Raw genomic sequence first — 10,517 nt, 5'->3', positions numbered from 1 at the left:
CGTGGCAGGTAAAGCTTGCCACGTTGTCGGCTACGCTACGCAAGTCGGCTTAACTCAGGCGTTAGGCCCCCATGAAGACTGTCGAAATCGTTGTTCTTTTTGGTGCTGGCTATGTGAGTGGCTTGTCCATTGCTTCGGGGTTCCTGTTCCAAGCCATTCGCAAGTTCAACCAGAACTCGTGGTCAAAGGCCAAAGAGGCTCTGTGGGCTGCAGCGGCAGTTACCAACATCGCATTCGGGACCCTTATGCCGGTGTTCTTCATTGGCATTGTCGTCGTCGGTGAGCAGCCGGGCCGCCCAGACTTTTGGCCTCGGGCTGGGCTCTTCGCTGCTGGTGTCGTCGCGGGAGCCGTGCTTGTATTCTTTGGCGTCAACCAAATCAACAAAGGCGTCCGTGCCATCGTCGGCCGGGGCGCCTAACAATTCGTTCAAGCCGAACCTANGCGGGAGCCGTGCTTGTATTCTTTGGCGTCAACCAAATCAACAAAGGCGTCCGTGCCATCGTCGGCCGGGGCGCCTAACAATTCGTTCAAGCCGAACCTACTTCGCTACACCAACAACATGGCAGGAAAAGCTTGCCATGTTGTTGGCTCCGCTACGCAGGTCGGCTTAACTCAGGCGTTAGGCTGCAGCGCCGGAGTTTCTCGCGGCGGACACGGCTACTGTCAGAATTATCAGACGGCCCAAGGCGGCGTCCGCCGATCGACTGAATGGCGAGCGGGCTGCTAGAAAAGCGGTGCAACCCAAGCGCGCAAAGCGTGCTTTGCAGGCTTGGGTTGCACCGCTTTTCCTGGCGCCGTTAGGCGCGAGTCCGGCCGGGGTGATTCGCGAAAGCCGCACTGCCCCTTCGCCGGCCGGTACGGCCGAGCGGATCGTATCGGCTGCACCCTAACCAGTCGTTCAAGCCGAACCCGCTTCGTGGCTCCATGCCTTCGGGCGAGTCTGCGCTAACATCGCTTCGCTAGCCGATCCATCGCGGGTCAGCTTAACTCTGGCGTTAGGCCTCATGGACAGAGATGCGATTGACGTGATTGAGATCGACGACGCGGGGCAACTCCACGTAGTCCCGGCTTCCCGATCGTTCCCTTTCATCTATCGCGAGGCCATGGAGGTCCAATGGGACGCGTCGCGCTCCTCACTGCACTCACCCGCACCGCGGGATTGGTCTTACGCTCGTTGGTTTCAGCAGATCCTCGCTGCGGCAAGAGAGCAAGACTGTGAGTTGTTTCCTGTTGCCAGCACTGGGTGGGTCAACGTCGGGCCGGGCGTCAAAGCAGAGCTTTTGCAGGTCGTCGCCAAAGAGGCCTAACAATTCATTCAAGCCGAACCCGCTTCGTCACTTGGCTCAAATGTATCGTTGCTCCATTGCCACAACTCACCGACCAGCAGGTTGCGGGTCGGCTTAATTCAGGCGTTATACGGTACTGCTCAAACAGCTATGCGGCTTGTTCCTTCGGCAACATCGTCGCAGCGTAGAGGGTCGGCTCCGGACAGAGGTGCCTCGGCACCGCCGCCGTCACTGGCGCAGCACCGCTTCGGCAAGTAGCAACGTGGGGTGCATCGCGTAATCGTTCTCGGCGGCTTCGGTTGCGGTACGCTTCAAGCGTTCACGGTAGAGCCACGGTCATCGCGGCTGGTAGTGTTCGGGGAGTACGGGTTCTCGGTGTGTGGCGTCGGCAACGGTCGCAGCATCCCGGGCAGCACCGTATAACAAGTCATTCAAGCCGAACCCGCTTCATCGCATCATTCAAGTGTGTCGTTGGTGGTGTCGCATCGGCTCCCGATCGGCACGTTGCGGGTCGGCTTAATTCCGGCGTTATGCGTTGCGTGGCGGAGAGCTCTGCATCGGCTTGTCTCCTTCGGCCACAACGTCCGTGTGTGTAGTTAGCCGCGGACTGATCGCACGCCGGCGCCGGGCGCCAGGACTTCGGACGGAACGTCACATCCCGTCCTCCGCGCTTCGGCAAGTTGGCCTGGCTTGCAGTGCGCAGCGCAATCATTCGGGAGCCATCTCCGGGTACATCGGCGCGGCAAGCTGCTACTGTTTCGGCTCACCGCGGGGTTCCGGGGCGGGCGTCTTGCAAGGTTTGCCAGCGAACGGGGCCACACCGCATAACAAGTCATTCAAGCCGAACCCGCTTCGTCGCTTCGTTGATTCACGTCGCAAGCGGCGCTGCATCGGCACCCGGTCTGCGCGTTGCGGGTCGGCTTAATTCCGGCGTTAGGCCGCTATGGATACGATTAAGCCACTGACAGTTCAGGACATTCGCTCTGGGGTGGCGGCTGCTATCGAGTGTCGTCGCATTATGGCGTGGCATGGCGCGCAGCTTGGTGGGCTCATGCTGGGGCTGGGTCTTTTGCTCGTCGGGGCTGGCTACTTTGCACAGGGTCAAGTGTCACCTTGGGCCTGGTTGCTTCCTGCCGTGCTTCTTGCAATTGTTCTGCCCAGCCCTTTTCGCCAGGTGTGGCGCTTGTCCCGTCTAGTGCGAGAGCTAGAGGTGGCTGGGCACAAGGTGGCGGCAGGCGGAGTGGTTCGCGCGCAAGATATTGCTTTGCTTGGGCTGCTGCCAGCGCCCTAACAATTCATTCAAGCCGACGCCGCTTCGCGGCGCGGCTTAACTCAGGTGTTAGGCGGCAAGTGAGGATTAACATGGCCTTGATTAAATGCAACGAATGCTCCCGGGAAATCAGCGCCCAGGCCCGGTTCTGTCCCGGTTGCGGTGTCCCAATGGTTCAGACGGCCCTAGCTCTCGGGGAAGAACCCAAAAGTCGCGCTGCATGGATAACCCTTACAATTCTTCTTACCATATTTGCCGTTCTTATGTTTAGGATCGCTACAAGCGCTTCAAGCACAACACCTCACGCAACTAACGCAACTGAGAAAGCCGCCGTTTCCAGCGCGCCCGAAACCATCGTATCAAATGACGCGAAAGAGACTGCCGCACTTATACTCAATCTGAATGACCTTTTATGCGCTGAGGTAGTTAGCATCCGCGCACTGGAAGTGCGCTCGGGTGCACTTGAGGTTCGGTGTGTTGAGTACCGCGGTGGATCTTCAGAAAAGACCTATATCGTGGACCCAAAGAGCGGCAAGGCATGGTCGTCGTAGCCGCCTAACAATTCGTTCAAGCCGAACCTGCTTCGCTACACCAGCAACATGGCAGGTAAAGCTTGCCATGTTGCCGGCTACGCTACGCAGGTCGGCTTAACTCAGGCGTTAGGTGCCGTCAGTAGTGATATCGCAACTGGGCGATAAACAGCGAGTCATCCACCACTTTGTAGACGATTCGGTGCTCATCATTGATGCGTCGCGACCAGTAGCCGGACAGCGCATGCTTAAGCGGCTCTGGCTTCCCCGTCCCTGTATGCGGCGTCCTGGTGATCTCTTTGATCAGGCCGTTGATGCGCTTCACCAGCTTCTTGTCGATCTTCTGCCAATACAAATAGTCTTCCCAGGCTTGCTCGGAGAAGACCAGCCTCACTCGGCCAAGTTCCGTTCTTTGCCCTTCCCAGACTCAAGAGCTGCAATGCCCTCAAGCAAACGCTGAGCGTTCTTGGGGCTGCGCAGAAGGTAGGAGGTTTCCTCCAGCGCCTTAAAGTCATCGAGCGCCATCATCACAACGGCCTGCTGGCCACTGCGGGTGATGATGATAGGCTCGTGGTCGCCGCAAACGCGGTCCATGGTGTCGGCCAATTTGGCTCGTGCGGCGCTGTAAGTGATCACATCCATAGCTGTCTCCAGTTGTACGTATATTTGTACAACATGAACGGCCCGGAGTCAAGGGGCCGGCACAAAGGACTGCGCCAGCTCTTTGAGACAGGCAGCACCTCAGGGATTCAGGCAACTCATGCCAAGAGGCTTCGGATGCAACTCGCTGCGTTGGACACTGCGCAGGCTGTCGAGGACATGGACATCCCCGGGTTCCGGCTGCACCCGCTCAAAGGGCAAATGCGCGGACGCTGGTCCGTAACGGTCAATGGCAATTGGCGGCTGACGTTCGAGTTCCAAGATGGGAACGCCTACGTCCTAGACTACGAGGACTATCACTAATGGCTATGCACAACCCTCCCCACCCGGGCGAGTTCATCATTGACATCTATCTTGAGCCCAACGGCATCAGCGGCCGCGAGCTCGCAGAAAAGCTGGACGTAGCTGCCTCCACGCTCAGTCGCATCCTCAAGGGCACGAGCCGGGTCACTCCGGAGATGGCGCTACGCTTGTCCAAAGCCATTGGTCGCTCGCCAGAGAGTTGGCTTGCCATGCAGGATGCGCATGATCTTTGGGTGGCACGACAGCACGTCAACTTGCAGCGGGTAAGCAAGCTTACGTTGGCCGCGGCCTAACAGGCCTCAGGGGTAGACCATGGAATTCGTATTTTACTTCTTGCCAAAGACTATTCAGTATTGCGCCGCGATTGCTAGCGTTGTACTACTCATTCTTATTTGGCGACGCACCCGGGTCTTCGGATTTGCATTAGTTGCCGGCATTTTGGTCCTGAGCTACGTGTCGTCTTTACTGATCATGCCTTATCTTGCCAAATCCTCCACTATTAGCTTCATGCCAATTTACGCCGCGTGGTTTTCAATGACCTTTGGCGTTCTTGGCGCCATCGCGTGGTGGCTAATATATGCTCACTACAAGCGGGCTGAGGCCTAACAATTCGTTCAAGCCGAAACTACTTCGTTACACCAAAGGCATGGCAGGTAAAGCTTGCCATGCCTTTGGCTCCACTACGCAGTTCGGATTAACTCAGGCGTTAGGCCTCAACAACGGAGATTCACCGTCATGGACCCATACAACTCTCACCCATCCTTCGCGCCGGCTGACCGTCCCGCCGCGTCCCCCGCGTCGACCGCACGAATGGTTGACCCGATCGCCAGGCTCGACGTATCGGACACGTGGAAGGATCGATTCAGAGCTATTGAACGCGCTGGAGGCCCGGACTTGCCGAAGTTTCGCAGTTTGCCCCCCGCGGAGCGCCGCGGTGTCCAGTTCAACTGGATTGCATTCTTCTTGGGGCCGTTCTACTTCCTGGCAAAAGGCCTTTGGCGTCAGACGGTCGTTTACGTTCTCCTCGCAATTGCCTGCGTACTCATCATGGAAGCCGTTGGCCTAGGCAGGTTTGGCCGTGCCGTCGGCTATGGGTTCGCAGCGGTCTACGCCATGCGCGCCAACATCAGTTACTACAAGAAGGTCGTGTTGTCAGAAAGCCCGTGGGTTTGAGGCCCAACAATTCGTTCAAGCCGAACGGGAAGAACATGGAACGGACTCCCAACAGATTTCTGGTCGCCGGCGCTGCACTTGGCGTTCTCGCCGCGCTGTTGCACCTTGGCTGCATCGTCTTCGGTGCGCCCTGGTACCGGTTTCTCGGTGCTGGCGAACGGATGGCGCAACTGGATCTGGCCGGCCACTGGTATCCCCCGGCAGTCACCTTGGCCATTGCCGCCATGCTCCTGGTGTGGTCTGCCTATGCGCTGTCCGGCGCCGGGGCCATCCGCCGGTTGCCGCTGACCCGGCTGGCGTTGTGCGCCATCACGGGCGTCTACCTGTTGCGCGGCGTGGCCTTCGTTCCGCTCATGGCGTACTTCCCGGGCAACAGCGCCGCGTTCTGGTTTTGGAGTTCTGCAACCTGCCTTGGCTTCGGCCTGATCCACCTGGTCGGACTTCTGCAGGTCTGGTCGCGCTTGTGATGCGCGACAACACTGGCTGACGGATGAGTACTCAAGGAAGAGTCGATGAACCTGCGTATTGCCTGGCTGCTGCTGTGCCTGCTGTCACCGGTTTCACCGCCGTCGGCGGCGACCGACGCCACCCCACCGCGACTGATGCTGGCCACGAGCTACGGGGCCGGGGTCGAGGTATCGGATTACTGGGTCAGCGAAAAGCTCGACGGTGTCCGGGGACATTGGGACGGGCATGCCCTGCGCACCCGTGGCGGCTATCCGGTCAACGCGCCCGCGTGGTTCACCCGTGGCTGGCCGAAGGTGCCGATGGATGGCGAACTGTGGCTGGGACGTGGACGGTTCGATGAGGTCAGCGGTCTGGTACGCGCGCTGGCGCCGGCCGACGAGCGCTGGCGGCAGGTGCGTTTCATGGTGTTCGACCTGCCCGGCGACGGCGGGCCTTTCGAGGCACGCGTGATGCGGATGCGGACGCTGCTGGCGGCCGCCGGCATCGCCTGGCTGCAGCCGGTGGCGCAGCAGCCCGGCACGGATGCCGCCAGTCTCGATGAGCGCCTTGATGCGGTCGTCGCGGCCGGCGGCGAGGGGCTGATGCTGCATCATCGCGATGCCCGCTACCGGGTCGGTCGCAGCGATGACCTGCTCAAGTACAAGCCCTACGAGGACGCAGAGGCGCGGGTGGTGGGACACACCGCCGGACGCGGGAAGTATGCGGGCATGCTCGGTGCGCTGGTCGTGGAGCGGGCGGATGGGCTGCGGTTCCGGCTCGGCAGCGGTTTCACCGACGCGCAGCGCGCGGACCCGCCGGCGCTGGGGACCTACGTGACCTATCGCTACAACGGGCTGACCCCGAACGGCGTGCCGCGGTTCGCGCGATTCCTCCGCGTCCGCCACCTGTTGCCGCCGCCGGATCCGGAGTGAGCGCGGCCGGAGCGCGTGTCGGGCCCTAGCGGTTCCCGGACAGCAGCGCTTCCAGCACCGCCATCCGCGCGGCGACGCCGTTGCCGACCTGCCTGAGCACCAGCGATTGCGGGCCGTCGGCGACCTCGTCAGTGATCTCGATGCCGCGATTGATCGGGCCGGGATGCAGGACCACGGCGTCCGCGGCCGCACGACCCAGGCGCGCGGCGGTCAGGCCGTAGTCGCGGTGGTAATCGTCGAGTGAGGCGATCAGGCCGTCGTCCATGCGTTCGCGTTGCAGGCGCAGCATCATCACCGCGTCGACGCCGTCGAGCGCGGCATCGAGGTCGTGGCCGACGCTGCAGCCGTCGAGGGTGGCGTCGTCGGGCAGCAGGGTTTGCGGGCCGCAGACGCGGATCTCGCCAGTGCCGAGCGCGCGCAGTGCGTGCAGGTCGGAGCGGGCGACCCGCGAATGCAGGACGTCGCCGACGATCAGCACCTTGAGCCGGCTGAAGTCGTCGCCCTTGGCCTGCCGCAGGGTCAGCATGTCGAGCAGGCCCTGGGTCGGGTGCGCGCTGCGGCCGTCGCCGGCGTTGACCAGCGCGGTGCCGGGGTTGGCGGCTTCGGCCAGGGCGGCGACGGCGCCGTCGTCCTGGTGGCGGACGATGAAGCCGCGCACGCCCATCGCCTCGATGGTCTTGAGGGTGTCGCGAGCGGTCTCGCCCTTGCGGGTCGAGGAGGTCGAGACGTCGAAGTTGAGCACGTCGGCGCCGAGCCGCTGGGCGGCGAGCTGGAAGCTCAGCCGGGTGCGGGTGGACGGCTCGAAGAACAACGTGCAGATCGCGGTGCCGGCGAGCGCCTGGCGGTCGTCGTGGCCGTCGGCGAAGTGCTGGGCGCGGTCGAGCAGGTCAATCAGCTGGATGCGCGGCAGGTGCTCGAGCGTCAGCAGGTGCTGCAGTGCGCGCGGGGTGTCGGCGAGGTGGGTCATGCGGTCCTTCGACGGCTCAGGTCGGGCGATCGGGATTGGCGGCGGGCCGGGCGGCAAGTTGGGTAATGTCGACGGCATCGTCGGGCGCGGCCAGCCAGCGCTCGACGATCACCGCCGCGGCGACCGCGTCTAGCGCGTCGGCATCGCGGCGGCGCTTGCGGCCCTGGGCGCGGTCGCTGGCGAAACGTTGCGCGGCCTCGATCGAGCTGGCGCGCTCGTCGACCAGCACCACCGGCATCTTGTAGCGCGCGTGCAGTTCGCGGGCGAAGGCGTGGGCACGTACTCGCGCGGGCTGGTCGCCATCATCCAGCGTCAGCGGGTCGCCGACGATCAGGCCGTCGGGCCGCCACTCCTGACGCAGGCGATCCAGTGCTACCCAGTCGGGGCCGTGGCCATGGACGTCGATCACCGCCAGCGCGCGGGCGTGGTGGCCGAACGCGCTGCCGACGGCGACACCGATCCGACGCGAACCGACATCGAAACCGAGCACGGTGCCATCGCGACGGATCGGGGTCGGGCCCGGTTGGTCGACAGTGGTCGCGGCCGTGCTCATGCGTGGCCGGAGTAGTCGGCCAAGTGGGCGAAGTCGACTCCGATGCGTCCGGCCGCGGCATGCCAGCGTGCGTCCAGCGGCAGGTCGAACAACAGCTCGGCATCGGCCGGTGCGGTCAGCCAGTCGTTCTCGCTCAGCTCCTGCTCCAATTGCCCGGAATTCCAGCCGGCGCAGCCCAGCGCGACCACCGCGTGGGCCGGTCCTTCGCCACGGGCCATCGATTCCAGGATCTCGCGCGAGGTGGTCAAGAACAGCGCGTCGGTGATCGCCAGGGTCGAGTCCCATTGCATCCCACCGTCATGCAGGACGAAGCCGCGCTCGGGATGCACCGGCCCGCCGGCCAGGACGACCTGCCCGCGCATCGCGTCGTCGCCACCTTCCAGGCCCATCTGCCCGAGCACTTCGCCGAGCGTGTACTCGGAGGGGCGGTTGACCACGATGCCCATCGCACCGTCGGCGTCGTGCTGGCAGATCAGCGCCACGCTGCGCGAAAAATTGGTTTCCGCCAGCGACGGCAACGCAATCAGCAACTGGTTGGCCAGCTGGGTCGGGACGATGGAGGTGGGCGTTTCAGGCATGGCGCCATTCTATCGCGGCGCCCATGGATACGCGCCGTGAGGGTGGGCGTAGGATTGGCGGTTCAGCCCCATCGGAGTTGCCCATGCCCGCTTTCGCCGCCGCCCGCGTACCGCGCCTGCTGACCCTCGCCTGCCTTGCCGGCCTGGCCTTGGCCGGCTGCCAGCCGGGCACCTCCGACACCAACCCGACGGCCAGTACCGACGCCCCAAAAACGAGCGACCAGAGCTACGCCGAAGCCCATGCCGGCGACTACGCGGTGGTGCCGCTGAACGCCGACCTGTCGGCATTCGACGAGCGCGGCAAGCGCATGATCGCCAAGCTGGTGCAGGCCTCTGCGGTGATGGACGACCTGTGGTGGCAGCAGTCATGGGACGGCGGCCGCGAGGCCCTGCTCGAACGCGCGCCGGACGAGGCCACCCGCGAACTGGTCCGGATCAACTACGGCCCCTGGGACCGCCTCAACGAGGACACGCCGTTCATCGACGGCGTGCCGCCGCGCCCACCGGGTGGCACGTTCTACCCGGTCGACATGAGCAAGGCCGCGTTCGCCGCCGCCGACCTGCCCGACAAGACCTCGCACTACACCCTGCTCCGCCGCGAGGAGGGCGAACTGGTCACGGTGCCGTACCACGACGCGTACCGCGCCGATCTCGAGCGCGCCGCCGCGCTGCTGCGCGAGGCCGCCGGGCTCAGCGACGACGACAGCTTCGCCGAGTACCTCGAGATGCGCGCCGACGCGCTGCTCGACGACGAGTTCCGCGCCAGCGACATGGCCTGGATGGAGATGAAGAGCAACCCGGTCGACATCGTGATCGGCCCGATCGAGACCTACGACGACCAGTTGTTCGGCTACAAGGCGTCGTACGAGGGGCTGGTGCTGATCAAGAACCAGGAATGGAGCGACAAACTCGCCCGCTTCGCGGCGTTCCTGCCGGCCCTGCAGCAGGGCCTGCCGGTGGATGCGAAGTACAAGGCCGAGACTCCCGGCTCCGACGCCGACCTCGGCGCCTACGAGGCGGTGTACTACGGCGGCAACGCCAACGTCGGCGCCAAAACCATCGCGATCAACCTGCCCAACGACGAGGCGGTGCAACTGGCCAAGGGCACCCGGCGGCTGCAGCTGGAGAACGTCATGCGGGCCAAGTTCGACAAGATCCTGGTGCCGATCGCCCGGTTGCTGATTGCCGACGACCAGCTCAAGCACGTGACCTTCGATGCGTTCTTCGGTAACACCATGTTCCACGAGGTCGCGCACGGGCTCGGGATCAAGAACACCCTCGATGGCGAGGGCACGGTCAGCGACGCGCTGAAGGAGTACGCGTCGAGCTTCGAGGAAGGCAAGGCCGACATCCTCGGCCTGTACATGGTCGACGCGCTGAGCCGCCAGGGCGAGCTGGAGGAGAGCGAGCTGATGGACGCCTACGTGACCTTCCTCGCCGGGATCATGCGCTCGGTGCGCTTCGGCGCCAGCGACGCGCACGGCAAGGCCAACATGCTGCGGTTCAACTATTTCGCCGACGCCGGTGCGTTCAGCCGCGACCCGGAAACCGGCAAGTACCGGGTCGATTTCGACAAGATGCGCGAGGCGATGAACTCGCTCAGCGCGAAGCTGCTGACCGTGCAGGGCGACGGCGATTACGCCGAGGCCAAGCGCATGACCGACACGATCGGAATCATCAAGCCGGAGTTGGAGGCGGACCTGGCGAAGCTGGATGCGGCGGGGATCCCGATCGATGTCCGGTTCGAACAGGGACTGGACGTGCTGGGGTTGTCGGAATACGCCAACGCGTCCAACCCCGCCTCCGGCGGCTGAGGC

Annotated in this window: 14 protein-coding genes; 9 read left to right on the top strand and 5 right to left on the bottom strand. The window is 63.5% G+C overall.

Annotated elements, in window-relative coordinates; translation table 11 throughout:
* Positions 1 to 71 precede the first annotated feature (71 nt).
* Complete coding sequence (locus tag SNE34_RS13895) at positions 72 to 419, top strand: hypothetical protein (RefSeq protein WP_332618200.1); 348 nt, start codon at positions 72 to 74, stop codon at positions 417 to 419.
* A 607-nt stretch (positions 420 to 1,026) separates the two neighbouring features.
* On the top strand, positions 1,027 to 1,308 hold the full coding sequence (locus SNE34_RS13890) for a hypothetical protein (protein WP_332618199.1): 282 nt from the start codon (positions 1,027 to 1,029) through the stop codon (positions 1,306 to 1,308).
* Between the two features lie 1,918 nt (positions 1,309 to 3,226).
* Here SNE34_RS13890 and SNE34_RS13885 read toward each other — a convergent pair.
* Together SNE34_RS13885 and SNE34_RS13880 are read right to left on the bottom strand one after the other, a co-directional pair.
* A complete protein-coding gene (locus SNE34_RS13885) occupies positions 3,227 to 3,481 on the bottom strand; it encodes a Txe/YoeB family addiction module toxin (RefSeq protein WP_332618198.1) in 255 nt (84 codons plus the stop codon).
* Positions 3,478 to 3,729, bottom strand: coding sequence for a type II toxin-antitoxin system Phd/YefM family antitoxin (locus tag SNE34_RS13880; protein WP_332618197.1), 252 nt, complete (start codon positions 3,727 to 3,729; stop codon positions 3,478 to 3,480). Before SNE34_RS13880 ends, SNE34_RS13885 begins: the two co-directional genes overlap by 4 nt.
* 33 nt (positions 3,730 to 3,762) lie before the next feature.
* Here SNE34_RS13880 and SNE34_RS13875 point away from each other — a divergent pair, with 33 nt between their 5' ends.
* The 6 genes from SNE34_RS13875 to SNE34_RS13850 all read left to right on the top strand — a co-directional run bounded on the left by SNE34_RS13875 (position 3,763) and on the right by SNE34_RS13850 (position 6,602).
* Positions 3,763 to 4,050 (top strand): type II toxin-antitoxin system RelE/ParE family toxin, encoded by a 288-nt coding sequence (locus SNE34_RS13875; RefSeq protein ID WP_332618196.1) that lies wholly within the window; start codon positions 3,763 to 3,765, stop codon positions 4,048 to 4,050.
* Positions 4,050 to 4,343, top strand: a complete 294-nt coding sequence (locus tag SNE34_RS13870; protein ID WP_332618195.1) for a HigA family addiction module antitoxin — start codon at positions 4,050 to 4,052, stop codon at positions 4,341 to 4,343. Before SNE34_RS13875 ends, SNE34_RS13870 begins: the two co-directional genes overlap by 1 nt.
* Positions 4,344 to 4,362: 19 nt before the next feature.
* Entirely contained in the window at positions 4,363 to 4,656 is a 294-nt protein-coding gene (locus tag SNE34_RS13865) for a hypothetical protein (protein WP_332618194.1), read from the top strand.
* Positions 4,657 to 4,860: 204 nt separating this feature from the next.
* Complete coding sequence (locus SNE34_RS13860; RefSeq protein ID WP_332618193.1) at positions 4,861 to 5,223, top strand: DUF2628 domain-containing protein; 363 nt, start codon at positions 4,861 to 4,863, stop codon at positions 5,221 to 5,223.
* 35 nt (positions 5,224 to 5,258) lie between these two features.
* Positions 5,259 to 5,690: a hypothetical protein gene (locus SNE34_RS13855; protein ID WP_332618192.1), complete on the top strand. Its 432-nt coding sequence runs from the start codon at positions 5,259 to 5,261 to the stop codon at positions 5,688 to 5,690.
* A 45-nt stretch (positions 5,691 to 5,735) separates the two neighbouring features.
* A complete protein-coding gene (locus SNE34_RS13850; protein WP_332618191.1) occupies positions 5,736 to 6,602 on the top strand; it encodes a DNA ligase in 867 nt (288 codons plus the stop codon).
* 25 nt (positions 6,603 to 6,627) lie between these two features.
* Here the strand turns inward: SNE34_RS13850 and SNE34_RS13845 are convergent, their stop codons facing one another.
* From SNE34_RS13845 to SNE34_RS13835, 3 genes are read right to left on the bottom strand one after another with little or no spacing between them, the layout of a single operon-like run.
* Positions 6,628 to 7,569, bottom strand: a complete 942-nt coding sequence (locus SNE34_RS13845; protein WP_332618190.1) for an aspartate carbamoyltransferase catalytic subunit — start codon at positions 7,567 to 7,569, stop codon at positions 6,628 to 6,630.
* A gap of 16 nt (positions 7,570 to 7,585) precedes the next feature.
* Positions 7,586 to 8,122, bottom strand: coding sequence for a Holliday junction resolvase RuvX (gene ruvX / locus SNE34_RS13840; RefSeq protein WP_332618189.1), 537 nt, complete (start codon positions 8,120 to 8,122; stop codon positions 7,586 to 7,588).
* Positions 8,119 to 8,700 carry a YqgE/AlgH family protein gene (locus SNE34_RS13835; RefSeq protein WP_332618188.1) on the bottom strand — a complete coding sequence of 194 codons (582 nt, stop codon included), beginning with the start codon at positions 8,698 to 8,700 and terminating at the stop codon, positions 8,119 to 8,121. The genes ruvX and SNE34_RS13835 overlap by 4 nt, the downstream gene beginning before the upstream one ends.
* A gap of 83 nt (positions 8,701 to 8,783) precedes the next feature.
* Here SNE34_RS13835 and SNE34_RS13830 point away from each other — a divergent pair, with 83 nt between their 5' ends.
* Positions 8,784 to 10,514 carry a dipeptidyl-peptidase 3 family protein gene (locus SNE34_RS13830; protein WP_332618187.1) on the top strand — a complete coding sequence of 577 codons (1,731 nt, stop codon included), beginning with the start codon at positions 8,784 to 8,786 and terminating at the stop codon, positions 10,512 to 10,514.
* Positions 10,515 to 10,517: the final 3 nt, after the last annotated feature.

It is taken from the genome of Novilysobacter erysipheiresistens, assembly GCF_036663935.1.
Lineage (GTDB): Bacteria > Pseudomonadota > Gammaproteobacteria > Xanthomonadales > Xanthomonadaceae > Novilysobacter > Novilysobacter erysipheiresistens.
The sequence above is the reverse complement of the archived record's forward strand: the minus strand, read 5'-3'. Positions and strand labels throughout refer to the sequence as shown.